The organism is Paenibacillus xylanexedens (assembly GCF_001908275.1).
GTDB lineage: Bacteria > Bacillota > Bacilli > Paenibacillales > Paenibacillaceae > Paenibacillus > Paenibacillus xylanexedens_A.
The window spans coordinates 6,435,209-6,450,174 of record NZ_CP018620.1 but is presented as its reverse complement, the minus strand read 5'-3'; the positions used below and the strand labels follow the sequence as shown (position 1 = coordinate 6,450,174).

General features: G+C 47.1%; 14 protein-coding genes. 9 read left to right on the top strand and 5 right to left on the bottom strand.

Annotated elements, in window-relative coordinates:
• The first annotated feature begins 2 nt into the window (after positions 1-2).
• The 3 genes from BS614_RS28100 to BS614_RS28090 all read left to right on the top strand — a co-directional run bounded on the left by BS614_RS28100 (position 3) and on the right by BS614_RS28090 (position 2,567).
• Positions 3-977 carry a metallophosphoesterase gene (locus BS614_RS28100; RefSeq protein ID WP_074096337.1) on the top strand — a complete coding sequence of 325 codons (975 nt, stop codon included), beginning with the start codon at positions 3-5 and terminating at the stop codon, positions 975-977.
• A 57-nt stretch (positions 978-1,034) separates the two neighbouring features.
• A complete protein-coding gene (locus BS614_RS28095; RefSeq protein ID WP_074096336.1) occupies positions 1,035-1,766 on the top strand; it encodes a metallophosphoesterase family protein in 732 nt (243 codons plus the stop codon).
• A 168-nt stretch (positions 1,767-1,934) separates the two neighbouring features.
• A complete protein-coding gene (locus BS614_RS28090; RefSeq protein ID WP_053061418.1) occupies positions 1,935-2,567 on the top strand; it encodes a GNAT family N-acetyltransferase in 633 nt (210 codons plus the stop codon).
• 482 nt (positions 2,568-3,049) lie between these two features.
• On the opposite strand, the gene BS614_RS28085 is transcribed toward BS614_RS28090, so the two are convergent.
• Together BS614_RS28085 and BS614_RS28080 are read right to left on the bottom strand one after the other, a co-directional pair.
• Positions 3,050-3,859 carry a histidinol-phosphatase gene (locus BS614_RS28085; protein WP_074096335.1) on the bottom strand — a complete coding sequence of 270 codons (810 nt, stop codon included), beginning with the start codon at positions 3,857-3,859 and terminating at the stop codon, positions 3,050-3,052.
• A 30-nt stretch (positions 3,860-3,889) separates the two neighbouring features.
• Entirely contained in the window at positions 3,890-4,792 is a 903-nt protein-coding gene (locus tag BS614_RS28080; protein ID WP_036605798.1) for a LysR family transcriptional regulator, read from the bottom strand.
• A 457-nt stretch (positions 4,793-5,249) separates the two neighbouring features.
• Between BS614_RS28080 and BS614_RS28075 the strand changes: the two genes are divergently transcribed.
• From BS614_RS28075 to BS614_RS28055, 5 genes are all read left to right on the top strand, one after another.
• Positions 5,250-5,708 (top strand): chemotaxis protein CheX, encoded by a 459-nt coding sequence (locus BS614_RS28075; RefSeq protein ID WP_074096334.1) that lies wholly within the window; start codon positions 5,250-5,252, stop codon positions 5,706-5,708.
• Positions 5,709-5,764: 56 nt separating this feature from the next.
• Positions 5,765-6,538, top strand: coding sequence for an SDR family NAD(P)-dependent oxidoreductase (locus BS614_RS28070; RefSeq protein ID WP_074096333.1), 774 nt, complete (start codon positions 5,765-5,767; stop codon positions 6,536-6,538).
• Between the two features lie 395 nt (positions 6,539-6,933).
• Positions 6,934-8,307 (top strand): DEAD/DEAH box helicase, encoded by a 1,374-nt coding sequence (locus tag BS614_RS28065; protein ID WP_074096332.1) that lies wholly within the window; start codon positions 6,934-6,936, stop codon positions 8,305-8,307.
• Positions 8,308-8,334: 27 nt separating this feature from the next.
• Complete coding sequence (locus BS614_RS28060; protein WP_036605802.1) at positions 8,335-9,087, top strand: ABC transporter ATP-binding protein; 753 nt, start codon at positions 8,335-8,337, stop codon at positions 9,085-9,087.
• Positions 9,088-9,089: 2 nt separating this feature from the next.
• Entirely contained in the window at positions 9,090-10,307 is a 1,218-nt protein-coding gene (locus BS614_RS28055) for an ABC transporter permease (RefSeq protein WP_074096331.1), read from the top strand.
• A 169-nt stretch (positions 10,308-10,476) separates the two neighbouring features.
• Here the strand turns inward: BS614_RS28055 and BS614_RS32005 are convergent, their stop codons facing one another.
• The 3 genes from BS614_RS32005 to BS614_RS28045 all read right to left on the bottom strand — a co-directional run bounded on the left by BS614_RS32005 (position 10,477) and on the right by BS614_RS28045 (position 12,999).
• Positions 10,477-10,605 (bottom strand): hypothetical protein, encoded by a 129-nt coding sequence (locus tag BS614_RS32005; RefSeq protein ID WP_017692471.1) that lies wholly within the window; start codon positions 10,603-10,605, stop codon positions 10,477-10,479.
• 299 nt (positions 10,606-10,904) lie between these two features.
• Positions 10,905-12,203 (bottom strand): aminotransferase class I/II-fold pyridoxal phosphate-dependent enzyme, encoded by a 1,299-nt coding sequence (locus BS614_RS28050; RefSeq protein ID WP_074096330.1) that lies wholly within the window; start codon positions 12,201-12,203, stop codon positions 10,905-10,907.
• Positions 12,204-12,381: 178 nt separating this feature from the next.
• Entirely contained in the window at positions 12,382-12,999 is a 618-nt protein-coding gene (locus BS614_RS28045) for a pyridoxamine 5'-phosphate oxidase family protein (protein WP_074096329.1), read from the bottom strand.
• A gap of 128 nt (positions 13,000-13,127) precedes the next feature.
• On the opposite strand from BS614_RS28045, the gene pdxR reads away from it, so the two are divergent.
• A complete protein-coding gene (gene pdxR, locus BS614_RS28040) occupies positions 13,128-14,612 on the top strand; it encodes a MocR-like pyridoxine biosynthesis transcription factor PdxR (protein WP_342351878.1) in 1,485 nt (494 codons plus the stop codon).
• The last annotated feature ends 354 nt before the right edge of the window (positions 14,613-14,966 follow it).

Genomic DNA, 14,966 nt, shown 5'->3' with positions numbered 1-14,966 from the left:
ATATGGCAGAGACACCGCGTCAGGGCAGCAACAACTCGCCGTCCCAGCGCTCGCACAAAGCATCAGGTGCAGAAGAGTCTGTGTTTCCTGGGGAAGAAAAGGATCATGATCCCTCTCGCCGAAGTTTCTTATTGCGCATGGTTTTGATGACGGCGGGTGCCAGTTTGCTTACAGGAGGTTATGCCTGGTTATGGGAACCGCGTCGTCTGGAGATTAAGCAAGTGGAGTTGAAACTTCCGAAGTTTCCAAAGGCATTTGACGGTTTGCGTGTCGTTCAGTTCAGCGATGCCCATCTTGGTTTTCATACCGGGGTGAAAGAGCTGAAGAAGCTGGCAGCAACGATTGAGGAGCAGCGACCGGACTTGATTTGTTTTACCGGAGACATAGTTGAGAGGGAAGCAGAGCCGATGCGTGAATGTATTCCGGTACTCGCCTCCATGCAAGCGAAGTATGGCAAATTTGCTGTTTTGGGGAATCATGATTATCGGGGCGGACAGCAGAATGAAGTGACAACCATGTTCCGTGAAGCTGGATTCACTTTGTTACGGAACGAACATGTGGTGATTGAACAAGGGGGCGAACGTCTGGCCATAGCTGGTCTGGATGACGCACTTACGGGCAGGCCTGATCCTGCCCAAGCCATTAAGGGATTGGATCATGATGTGTGGAAATTGTTACTTATGCATGAACCGGATTATGCCGACATTGCCACTCCCTATGGTTTCGGATTACAACTTTCCGGTCATAGCCATGGTGGACAGGTACGTTTTCCCTGGATCGGGGCACTGACAACTCCGCGAGGTTCACACAAGTATGTTCAAGGATTGTATTACACGGATGTCCAGGGGGTATATTACACCACCCAGACACAGATGCCTGTGTATGTGAATCGTGGTTTTGGCATGACTCAACTGCCCATTCGTTTTCTGTGCAGACCAGAATTAACGATTTTTGAGCTTAAAGGATCAACCACATAAAAGAATATAAGATGAATATAAAACATAAAGGATTCAACATGAATGGAGGTTATCCAGATGGAACGAATTGCGATTATATCCGACATTCATGGCAACATGACTGCCTGGGAAGCAGTGTTAAAAGATATCCGAAGTCGTGGCGTGGAGCGAATCTTTTGTCTTGGTGACCTCGTGGGCAAGGGGCCAGAACCGGTCAAGGTTGTGGATCAGGTGAGAGCGACGTGCGAACTTGTTATCCGTGGCAATTGGGATGAACTGGTTGCGGTTAACCAAGACAACGAGAACTTTACGTGGCAAGCAGAGCGGCTGGGTGAGGAACGATTGGCGTACTTGGCGGGCCTGCCCTTCAGCCATCAATTTCAACTGAGCGGTCGCACCATCCGTCTGGTCCATGCTTCACCTCAAAGTGTATACCATCGTGTACAGCCGTGGGACGCGATGGAAAAGAGGTTGGCAATGTTTGATCCTCCGGCTGATGAGCCTGAGCAAGGTGTTGCAGATGTTGTAGGTTATGGGGATGTGCATAACGCATACTTGCAGTATATGAACGGTAAGTTACTGTTTAATGCAGGGAGTGTTGGTAATCCACTCGATCTTCCCCAAGCTTCCTACTGTATTCTGGAGGGTGAAGACAGCAACGATAACAATACCCCGTTCAATGTTCAATTCGTGCGGGTGCCTTATGATATTGAGCGAGAAGTACAGGTTGCACAGTCGGCGAATGTTCCTGCATTGGATTTCTATATTCGTGAGATTCGTACGGGTATCTATCGCGGGCTGCAGGAGTAGTCAGCATCTGGACCTTTTAGCGTGAGGAATTGAATGATGCAATATATTAATACTAAAATGCGAATACTAAAGTTCGTGGATCAGTTCAAATGGTATTACGCCGGATCATCATCAGAGCATGCTTGTCTTACCGGACTAGAGCCCGTTTAGGCAAAAGGAGCGATTGTCATGCTTACCCGAAAAATGCTGGTTCAAGGTCTGCCGGCTTTGTGGACAGAGCGGCTTGTCCTGCGATCATTACGTCAAAGTGATTACAGCACATTATCGGAACTCTTTTCCGATCCTCAAGTCATAAGATATGTGAATAGGGGAAGCCAGCCCACGCCAATCCGAGCGAGACGGTTATTGAACCAGATACGGAGCAGCAGCGCCAAGCTGGATTCGTTACATTATGGGATCTGCTGGAGAGGCAAAGAACAGGTGATTGGGATCACCTCATTCCAGCACTGGAATGATCAGAATGGTACCGCACAGATTGGTTATATCCTGAACAGGTCCTGTTGGGGCAGGGGTGTGGCTACCGAGGCGGTACAGCGGCTGCTGCAGTTTGGATTTGACGATCTTCATCTGGGGAGGGTGGAAGCACGTTGTTATGAGGCCAATGTATCTTCACAACGGGTGCTAAGCAAAATAGGGATGTCCTATGAGCGGAGTCTTCCCTCGTTCGGACTAAATGATGAGGATGACGAGGGATCAGAATCCCTGATGGATGTTAAAGTGTACAGTATGTACCGGGAACAATACGTCAGACCGCTTCAGGAAAAAGACCTGCAAACCCTGGTATCTGACAAGCCGCAATGACATAGAGTAGTCAAACGTGAATGAATCGAACTTCAATCATTTGTTACACAATTGAAATATAGCTGCAATTGAACTCTAACAGACAGGGGGTAAACTTATCTCATGACCCCCTTTTTGATAATAGATAATGCTGTTGGGACCCGCGCGAGCGGGTTCATTTTTTTTGTCCATATAAGTTAACTGTGGAATATTTACACTGGCCACTCCGATGACAGAATAACCTTCCGATCGCTGTTATACCCGGATTTTTTTGATTCCCATATTTTAGAAGGGAAAATCCGGGGATAGCGTATGCTTCCGATGCAGCTTTCTTTCAGAAAGCTTTTAGGCGACCGCTTCGCTTCTTCAAGTTATTTTTGTCCTCTACGTTATCGTGTAAATGTTCAGTTGAACTTATATAATATTTTTTTATTTAGAATTAAACCCAAAACCCCCACTGCGCTTGTTAACGCTGTGGGGGTTTCTCTGTGGTTCTATATTTTTTACAGTGGCACAACCTGCATCTGTTTCTGCTTGAAGTACACCCAGTCGGTGAATCCGATCTCCTTGAGACGTGTACGAACGTCATCCAGCTCGTCTGCCACCCGCTGTGGTTTATGCGCGTCCGATCCAAATGTCACCTTCACTCCATAATGATGGGCGCGTTCCAGAATGGCATCCGAGGGATACCAGCCACCGCTGAGTTTGGTTTTGCCAGATGTGTTAATTTCGATCGCTACGTTGGATTCTGCAATGACCTGCAACGTTTCATCAATGGCCTGATCAGCGATAATTTCGGAGAAAGGTGGATAGTTTCCTTTCATCGCATCAATATGTCCAAGAATCTGGAACATACCGCTGCGAGCCGATTCCCGAATTAATGAATAATAGCTTTCTTTCACTTCAACTTTGCGAGCATTGCTTAGACCATTCCAACGGGTTTTGTTGAAGATACTCACATCCTCGGTATGATGAACTGAACCAATAATATAGTCAAAAGGATACTGTCCCAGTGTGGTACGGTACAATTCTGCATAAGCAGGGAAGTAGTCGGATTCAATGCCGAGCAGTACATCGATTTTACCAGCGTACTCTTCTTTCAAAGCAAGGACTTCTTCCACATAATGCTGCAATTCAGACTTACCCATTGCGATCCGGGGAAATGCCTGCTCAAGCTCACTGCCAAAGTATGGCGTATGATCCGAGATTCCGATGGCCTGAAGTCCTACCTTAATACCTGCCTCTATATAATCGCGGATGTTGCCGTCTGCGTGACCACAACGAAAATGATGTGTGTGAAGATCGAATTTCATATGGAATCCTTCCTTTCTCATGGCTCATTGTCATTCTGAACTGATGAATTGGGTTTCCGGCATACCTTTGAGGTCACTTATGAATTGCTGCATCGCTGAGTTAAGGTACCGACTGGACTTATAGATAACACCTACAGGGTGACTGACCTCCAGCTCACTTAAGGGTATCATTCGCAATGTACCTTGACGCAGCTCATGCGCAACAGATTGTTTGGAGATGACAGCTGCCCCGAGATCAATCTCGACCATCCGTTTCACTTCTTCGCTGCTCGACAACTCCATTACAATATTAGGTTCAATATTATGTTTCTTGAAGATGGTTTCCGTAAACCTTCGTCCTACGGTATCAGGGGACAGCAGAATCAATGGTGTACTGCGGAGCACATCCACTGCAGCATGTTTTTTCTTCGCCAGCGGATGGGAAGGAGATACCACGAGTTCAAATGTGTCATAGTACAGCACAGATGTATTCAGGTTGGGATTACGCTCAGTGAGATAACCGATACCAATATCAACCAGACCATTTTCGACCTGGGTATAGATCTGTGATGACGGAAGGGATTGGATACTGGTTTTGATCAGCGGGAATTGATCTTGGAAATAGGATAACACCCTTGGCAAGATCTGAATAGCAATGGAAGTTGTTGTGCCTAATACGATACGTCCCTGAGGCGTTTCATCAAGATCGGACAATTTTTGTTTTAACTCATCAACGATGTCGAGCATCCGTTCAGCGTGCTCCAGGAATACCTGCCCACGATCTGTCAGGGTAACAGGTTGGTTCCGATCCACAAGAACGGTGCTGAATTCGTCCTCCAGACTTTTGATCTGGGCCGAGACGGCAGGCTGGGTCAGGTTCAGAAGTTCTCCCGCTTTGCGGAAGCTCATCGTTTTGGAAATGGTAATTAGTGTCTCCAGTTGGCTTATGTTCATAGGTGACCTCCTTGCAGGCAAAATTTCTTGATTATGTAGTGTTTGGTGTGATGTAATCCCGTAACTGGTTATTGTTCCGTTATCTTAAATTATAGGTGATTCAGGACAGCAGAGCAATGAAGGTAATTATCAGGATCAAAAGTAGTTCAAGAGACTGTGAAAAAAACGCGAATACAAGAATTTGATTTTTTTTACAATTGTGAAAAAGCAGTAATAAAGTCCTAAATGCCTTTTGCCACGCACAATGAACGAAAAGCTTTCTGCAAAAGAAGTGAAAAGCGCTGTTTATTCGCTAGAATCAGCTATAAACATTTGCCCCACGGATGACGATAAATTATAGTACACATGGTTTAACGAATTCTTAATGAATTCTTGTACGTGATAAAGTATAATAAATTTAATGAATATGGGACTTTTGGTGTGTGACCAATAACCCAGTGCGAGGGGGACATAGACAGTGAAAGCGGAAGTGATTAATCCTTTCCTGGAATCGGCACGGAACGTATTCGAACAGCTCATCCAGGTTTCGCCTTCCACCGGGAGTCTTGGCGTGAAAAATGTAGAGTACATTGCAGACCATGTCTGGATCGTAATCGGAATGACCGGACAACTTAGCGGAAACATTGTATTTGGAATTAATGAAAAAGTTGCATTGAAAATTGTATCTGCGATGATGGGCGGTTTTGTCATTACAGAAATGGATGAAATGAGCAAAAGTGCGATTTCCGAACTGGGGAATATGATCAGTGGTAATGCCAGCACCATCCTGTCAAACCAGGGTGTTGTGGTCGATATTACACCTCCACAAGTGATGAAGTCCGAACATTTGACTACATTTAGTGCAACGAAAGCACTGAGCATTCCTTTGCTGATGGACGGCATTGGTGAGATGGATATTCAGGTCATGATCTCGTAGAATAGAACCATACGCCTCAAAAGGCAATATGTGTTCAATACGGGAGGACATCACGGATGCTGAAAGATCAGGTAGTGTTTATCACAGGTGCATCGAGTGGTATCGGTGCGCTGTGTGCGCAGATGCTGATAGAAGAAGGAGCCATCCCAATTCTGGCTGCCCGTTCACGGGACAAGCTGGAAGAGATTGGTGCCTCGCTGAAAGGGCCGCATGAAATACTCACACTTGATGTTACGGATAGTGAGCAGGTTCAGGCAGCTGTGGATGCGATATTGCATAAATACGGACGAATCGACATTTTGCTGAACAATGCAGGTTACGGGAAATTCGCAGCGATGACAGAGATGTCTGTACAGGAATTCGATGAGATGATGGACGTTAATTACATGGGCATTGTCCGCTGTACCAAAGCAGTGCTTCCACAAATGCTGGAACGTGGCAAAGGTCAGATTGTGAACGTGGCCTCCATGGCTGGCAAAATCGGTACAGCCAAATCTGCTTCCTATACAGCTACGAAACATGCTGTACTCGGATTTAGTAATGCGCTGCGTCAAGAGCTTCGCAAGACTGGCGTCCTGGTGACAACGATTAATCCGGGTCCGATTGATACACCATTTTTCCATCGGGCTGACCCTTCTGGCAATTATGTGAATAATGTACGCTGGATGATGTTGAAACCGGAAGACGTTGCGGGTCATATGATTCGGGCGATGAAAAAGCGCAAGGAAGAAGTGAATCTGCCGAGACTTGCTTCTGCTTGCATATGGTTATACCAGCTATTTCCTCGTCTTGCAGATCGATTGTCGCACGGTGTAATGAATCAGAAGTAAATGTGATACGAGGCATCATATACGGAATGAAAGAAAGGCTCCGCCGAGGGGCTTTTCTTTTTTTTGGCGTGTATACATACAATTCTGGAATAAGATTTGGTACACAGGCTTTTTTCGCATATAATGAAAGGTAATGTGATGACAGGCTTCGGTAATATACAAGCAACTTATATGTTCAACTAAACTTTTACACAATAACGGAGAGGACAGAAATAACCTGAAGAAGCGAAGCGTGCACCTTTATCCCCGGATTTTTCCTTTTGAAAAAAAGGAATCAAAAAAATCTGGGGATAACAGTGATCGGAAGGTTGTTCTGTCCTCGTAGTGTCAGTGTAATTACTCATTAGTTGAACTTATATAACATCAAAATGAATAAATTAAAAGGATGGACATACATGACGAATCAAACATTTGCTTCAATTGGCGTGGAACAGGATCTGGAGGCCGTTTTGGCGAAACATGGCATTAACGAACCTTCACCTGTACAGGCTCAGACGATCCCGGTTATTTTGGAAGGCCGAGATGTCGTATCCAAATCCCAGACGGGAACAGGAAAAACGCTGGCATATCTGTTGCCACTGTTACAATCCATCAAAATGGATATCAAAGGCACGCAGAAACTCATTATTGCACCTACACAAGAGCTGGCGATGCAAATTGTACGTGAAGCGCAGCGTTATGCGGAAGAACGTAAGATCGGCGTATTGGGTCTAATTGGTGGCGCTGCGGCTAAACGTCAGATCGAGAAGCTGCGTGAGCATCCCCAATTGGTTGTGGGTACACCGGGACGACTGAAGGAATTGATTACACTCAAAAAACTGAAAATGCACAACGTCTCTACGATTGTTATCGATGAAGCAGACCAGGTGTTCCAACTTGGCGGCGTAAGTGACGTGAACTTTGTACTTAAGAGTGCATTGCGGGACCGTCAGCTGATCTTCCTGTCAGCAACCATTGATGAGCACACGGCTGGACTTGCAAAGCGTGAGATGAAAGAGCCTGTTCAGATCGGAATTGAACCGGATCGAGCTACGGCTGCGGGCCTTGAGCATTATTATTTTGTAGAAGAAAACCGCAACAAAATTGACATGCTACGTCGTCTGGTTAGACAGTACAATCCGGATCGGGCAATCGTATTTGTGAATGCAACCGAAGATATTGGTGAAGTTGAAGCAAAAATGAATCATCTGGGCTTGTCCGCTGCTGCGCTGTATGGAGATGCTGACAAAGTGACCCGTAGTAACGTATTGTCTGCCTTCCGTAATGGCAAACTTCAGTTGCTGATTGCCAGCGAAGTCGCTGCCAGAGGTTTGGATATCGAAGGATTGCCAATGGTCATTAACTATGACCCTGCCTTTGACTCGGAGCACTATGTTCACCGTGCAGGTCGTACAGGCCGGATGGGACGTTCGGGTATCGTTTTGTCCATTGTGGATGAAACACAGATCTTTATTATGCGTAAATTCGCACGCGAACTCGGAATCGAACTGTCAGAACGTGTACTCTTTGGCGGTAAAGTACTGGAGGCTGATCCGCGTCCGGACACGCGGCCTGAGGGACATTCGTTCTCCAGAAAACCAGGACAATCCAGAGATCGCAAACCAGGTCAGGGCAATCGTAATGGGGGAACCAGAGCTACAATCTCCAGTTCGCGTCCAGCAGGTAGCAAACCAACGGGTAATACAGGCCGTACGGAGCGCGACCAGGATCGTAAAAACAAAGGAGCACCCAAGTGGAGTAAAGACAAAACGCCACGCTCCGAAGAATAGAATCTGACGAAAGGGGTGCAGGGATAGATGGAAAACGTTCAATCGCCTGTTCTGCAAATCAGCGGGTTAAGCGGAGGTTATAGTGCCAAAAGGCCAGTCCTTCACGGCATCGATCTGGAAGTTGGACGTGGAGAGATGGTCGGACTAATCGGCTTAAACGGTGCTGGCAAAAGTACAACCATGAAACATATCCTCGGCTTGATGACCCCTCAACAGGGCGAAGTACGAGTGATGGGCAAAAAGCGGGACGAGGATGCGCAGATCTACCAATCGGCTATGGCCTTTGTACCGGAATCACCCGAACTGTATGATGAGATGACGGTGATGGAGCATCTGGAATTTACGGCAAGAGCGTACAATGTGTCGGAGGCTGACTTCAAACAACGTACGGAGAAACTGCTGGAACTGTTCCGTATGAATGAGAAAAGTACAAGTTTGTCGACTCACCTGTCCAAGGGGATGCGGCAAAAAGTTATGATCATGTGTGCTTTTGTGGCAGGACCACCACTGTATATCATTGATGAGCCTTTCCTGGGACTGGACCCGCTGGGTATTCGCTCTTTGCTTGATTTTATGCTGGAGATGAAAGCTTCGGGATCATCCATCCTGCTCAGTTCACACATTCTGTCCACGATTGAAAATTACTGTGACCGTTTTATCGTTCTGCACCGTGGGCAGGTTATTGCTCAAGGGACGCTGAATGAACTGCGCTCCCAATTCGGGGAATCGGATGCCACGCTGGAGCACATGTTCTATTCCCTCGTACAAGGCAGGGATTGAGCATGGATCTCAAGCTGCTATGGAAGCAAAGACGCACAGGATTCTGGAACGGAATTCTTCCTTATCTGGGTTATGTGATCCAGAGCGGTGTAGCTATGGTCTTTTTATTTCTCGTCATTGCGTTCTCCGCCTGGTATACATCGTTTGTCCAGAACATTCCGGCAGAATTTCCGATTCGCTGGGTTGCATTACTGCTGCTGGCACCGCTAGTGCTGTTTAGCAGTTATCGTACATATCTGCTTCCGGCAGATATTGTGTTCCTGCGACCACAGGAATACCGGATGCAGGAATATTTGAAGAACAGCTTTGCCCGGGGCATCATCTATAAAACTCTGGGATTGCTGCTTGTATTTGTTACACTGTGGCCGCTCTATGTCAGAGCAGATCTGGATGCACGGCCATTTGGCTGGTTCATCGTATTCCTGTTGCTGTGGAAAGGGTTGTCCAGTTATGGAGCGTGGCAAGAGCTAAGAATGGTTCAGGTCGGGGCAGCAAGAGGATACCGTCTCTTGCGATGGGCACTGGCTGTGCTGGCGGTTGGCGCCTGGTTATGGCAACCACCGCAGCGGAGCGTATGGTTCCTGCTGCTGCTGGCTGTTGTCTACATCGTCGCCTTGCGTATACCGGTGAAACATCGGGTAGCGTGGGAACGACTGATCCAGGTAGAGCAGGGTCAGGCTGGCAGGGTTATGCGGACGCTTGGCTGGTTTGTGGATGTGCCTTCATCTGGGCAGAAAGTAAGTTCGCGTCGCTGGCTTAGCAAATGGGGGAGCGGTCTTCCCTGGAATGCAGGGAAAGCTTACCGTTACTTGATAACCAAAACGTTTATTCGAACCGAAGTGTTCTCAATCGTGTTACGCTTAATTGTACTGGGCATGTTGCTATCCTGGTGGACAGCAGGCAGCTACTTTGGTGTCGGGGTGTATCTGTTCTTCCTGTTGCTTGCAGGTGTTCAGTTAGGTGCGCTGCGTCGCAGTCATAGTGAATCGTTCTGGATTATGATCTATCCAATCTCGGGTGAGAGTCGTCGTTCTCAGGTGTTGGGATTCATATTCCATCTGCACGCACTGGCTGCATTGCTTATGTGGTTGCCTATGCTGGCTGCCGGAGCAAGTGGACTGACTGTCACCGGAGTAGCACTTATTTTGGGTATACTGGTGATTGTGATCATGCGGCGTTCGCAAGGTAACAAGTGGTTGAAGGAAGAAGAGGACGAGTAAACGATCGGACACCTGACCAACTCGGATTATTACATTGGGTTCATCAGTGAGAGGTACAAAAAATAACAAAAGAAGGGTATGCCGGGCTGTGTCCCGGAATACCCTTCTTTGTGCTGTAATGGAATCATGCAATCAGATCACTTGGTTCTCTCGCAAGTGTGTATTGGTACTAACAGAGGAACGATTTAGTGATGATCACGAGCAAGATGAACAGAACGAGAATGGCACCTGTGTTTGTAAATCCTCCGCCGTAACCGCCGCATCCATAACCGCCTCTTGTATCTTCAACTCCAGACATGGTCATTCCCCTTTCAAGTGGTTGTTTGGCACGCCCTTGCGTACATCGTATATTATGTGCCGTGGGGGTAGGCTGATTGGGCCGATGCCCGGTAAAGTCAGAAATTAGAGCTTTTGGGCAGCTGTCCGGGGGAGTGGAGTAGTATCATGCGAGTTGCAAAACACAAAAGAACCCTTTGTATATCCAGAGACATGAAACGTCGCCGTTATACAAAGGGTTCTTATATCATTCAGGGTACAGACATGATCCTGTTTCCCCTGAGCTACTGAGATTGTTGTAACTTTGTTACGGTATTTTAACTAAGTCGTCTGCAGATCCTGAACTCCACGATAGATGGTTTCATACAGATCTTCCAATCCGGATTCTTCAATACAGGAGAAGGCGATTCGCAGATCCGATTCACCCAGCGCGATTGTACCCACACCATATTTGTGCAGCAAATGGCTTCGAAGTTCTTCAGCGCCAACTTCTTTTAGCTTCAGGCACATGAAGTAACCAGAGTTGAACGGATAATAGTCCCATGCATCTCCATACTTGCCGCTATCGAGAATGGCTTTTACCTTATTGGCGCGGCCTTTCATAATCTCGAACTTCTCCTGTTTCTGTGCTTCAAACTCCGGTGCTTTGAGCGCATCCAGTACAAAAGTCTGGGAAGGATGCGGGCCACTGGAGATCGTTGCCCGGATAATACCGAGAGTTTTTTGTTCCAATGCATGCAGAACGGCTGCATCTTCATGGGCATACGTAATGAATCCAACGCGGAAGCCCCATACGAACTCCTCCTTGGTTGCACCATCCACTTTTACGGTCAACACACGTGGATGAATGTTGGCAAGTTTGCCAAACAGGGATTCATGAATGGAATCTTCGAAGAACAGTCCAAAGTAAGCATCGTCTGTTACAGCAACTACGTTAACGCCGGCTTCAGCTGCCTGAAGAATCGTGTTCACAATTGCATCTGCTTCTTCGGCTCCAGGCGTATAACCTGTTGGATTATTCGGGAAGTTGAGCAGAACGATCGCTTTACCTTTGTCCTTTTGATCAAGTAAAGCCTGAAGCAGACCCTCACTGTTGAAGTTCAACTGATCATCAAACAGGGGATAATGAACCAACTGGCCATGACGACGAATTCCGAAGGTCAGCTCGTAATTTTCCCAGTTTTTATCCGGATATATGACAGCGTCCCCTTCATCGGCGAACAGGTCGGCTACGATACTTAGTCCATGGGTTAAAGCATTGGTTACAATCGGATTGCCAAACGTTTTGCCTTCCAGAGAAGGCGTTTCCTTCAGCATCTTGTCTCTCCAGACGGTCCGCAATTCAGGTTTACCTGCAGGTGGAGCGTAAGGATACAGATCCTTTGGCTGGAATGCAGATAGCTTCTCCTGAATAACCTGAAGATGCATCGGCACACCACCCTCCAGGGCGATACCAATCGTGGCATTATGGGTCTTGGCCAAGCTTGCTGCTTCAGCAGATTGACTCAAGATCCCCTCTTTAGGAAAATAAATTTCTTTGCCAAGCTGTGACAGCATGGAGTAGACGTGACTGCTGCCTGTCTGAATACTTTCGTTCAACTGTTCAGCCAGTGGATTCATTCTTTTCATCCTTCCAAGTCTTTGTGATTCAACTGCCTAACATTATATCACCTTGACATGCCCCCGTCACGGAAATTACGCAATATGACAGTTATATCGCTTTACCGCGTTGTTGCAGAGGGTTTTCGGGTGGGTTATCGTTGAATTCAACCTTGGAGTAATCCTCAAGAAATGAAACTTATTGCTGATGAAATGGACAGTATTTCCGCATCATTTCAGCAGTTTCGGCATCTCTTCCTTCATTGCGCTGTTCCAGTTCACCACTGATATGATCGAATCGTTCACTCGAGAGGTTTTGTCCAAATTTAAATTTGGCGCTGATACGTTCAGGACTAATTCGGACTACGGCTACAGCTTTGAGGTTTCCTGTGTAACGCGAGTCAGTAGCGTCAATGGGTACATATCCGCCTTGCGGCTGGAGTTTCTCCATGAATCGTTGCAGTACCTTACCTTTGATGTCCAGATCTTTAACCGGTTCAGCCTGACCAAAGGCCATAACACTTTTGAAGAAAGAAGTCGCTGGACAAGCAAGCTCAGGATCACTGAAGTAGGATGGAATCAGGGAGAACTCTTCAGCTACTGTGAAACTGACCGACGAATCCTGTTTGATCTGTTTCATCTTCTCGCCAGCCAGACTGCCGTGGAAATAAAAGCAACCGTCCATATATACGAAATTCAGCGGTGTAACCCGTGGTTGTCCGTCCGGGCTGACCGTGCCCAGAAACCCGAAGGAGCACTGATCCAGAAATGTGGTAATTTCCTGTTCTTCGTCTACTGTGAATTCTTTCCGTCTCATGTGTATTCCCCCATCATTGAATGTATAATAGAACGCCATATCTTATGGATAACAATAGTTCATACATTGACAATGAAATAGATCCAATTTACATTCACTTTAGTAGGCCAATTAGTCGGGGATCACAGATGAAGACAAATGAAGAGAGGTGCATGATGGAATTGTGGCTGCCGATGGATACCTATGAACTTCAGCATCGATACAAGTATGAGGCATTGTACCATGCGTTACGTGATGCTATTCATGCAGGCACATTGGTGGGGGGCACGCGGCTTCCTTCCACACGTGAGTTGGCAAAACAATATGAGATGTCACGTGGTTCGGTAGCTCAGGTATACGACATGTTGCTTGCGGATGGTTATGTCCATGCACATCGGGGAAGAGGTACATTTGTCACCGAAACATTATCCACTCAGGAAAATGAGAAACAGGAAGCCGTTCTCAAGCTGTCTGCCTGGGGCGAACGAGTACAGAGGTTGAATACACAACATGAAGTCCTGCGGACTCAGATGTCTTCTCTGAAGTTGTCCGTCATTAATTTTCAAATGCAGCGCATGCCTGCCGAACATTTCCCGTTAGGGGAGTGGAAGAGTGCACTCGCTGCGGTTCATCGCAGTGGTTGGCGAGAATCGAGTGGTGCAGCCGGTGATCCGGAACTGCGTGAGGCCATCGCCTCCCATCTCAGATGGACACGTGGTATCCAGGCTGAACCATCTCAGATTGTATTGTTCAGCGGTTCAATGCAAGGCATCACCTTGCTATCTCAATTGCTGATTACGGAGAATACAGCAGTTGTATTAGAGAATCCGGGATATCCGGGCATCGCCCATGCCGTCAAGTCCTGTGGTGGGAAAATCATCCCGGCAGAGGTGGATGCCGCAGGCATTATACCTCAGCCTTGGGAGGCACAGACGTTATTTGTCACCCCTACCCGGCAGTTTCCAACAGGGGCCGTGCTGGGATTGGATAGAAGACGTGCCTTGCTTGCGTGGGCCTCAAAGCGGAATGCGGTCATCATTGAAGATGATTATGACAGTGAATTCCGATGGGGCGGAAGACCAATTGAACCCCTCAAAGTGCTTGATCGTGAACAGCGCGTCATCTACGTTGGTTCATTCTCACAAACGATGGTTGCTTCGTTCCGACTTGGCTATGCCGTACTGCCGCCTGGCCTGGTAGAACCTCTCCTTTCCGCCAAGGCGTTGTATGAACCGGTACCTCCGGCGCTGTTAGAGCAGCGCGCACTGGCAAAATTTATGACCAGAGGAGGTTACCTGAGGCACTTACGACGGTTAACCCGGTTATATGGGGAACGGCATGATTTTTTTGTCCGCGAGATGGAACTACAGTTGCCGGAGGCATTCACAATGCAGCTTGGTGATGCAGGACTGCATATCTACGCTACCTGGAATGGCGATGTGGACAGTTATCAGCGATTTAAAAAGCTTGCTCAGGAGGATGGCATATTGTTCCGTGATGCAGAGCGATATCGGTTGACTTCAGGTCATCCGGCGGCCTGTTTTGCTTTTGCACATCTGGAGAAAGAAGAGATGACAGAGGGAATCCGGCGAATGCGGCTAGCCTGGGAGAAGTGCACATTTTCGTTTCGGTGAATTCCGCTGTATAATGGGATAAGACATTTCGCTCCTGTAGGAGCAGAGATTATATATGAGCAAGTTGTATTTAATCATGCTATACAAGTTGAACTAATTATTTACACGAAAACGTAGAGGGCAGAAATAACCTGAAGAAGCGGAGCGTTCGCCTTTATCGTCAGATTTTCACCTTTGTAAAAGTGAATCAAAAAATCTGGGGATAACAGCGATCGGAAGGTTGTTCTGTCATCGAAGTGGCAAGTGTAAATGTTCTTTAGTTCAATTTCTATAGATACTGAAATACATATGGCCTGGATTGAAGAAGTGAGATTCAGATCAGAATGATGCCATATGCAGAGAGATTAACTATCA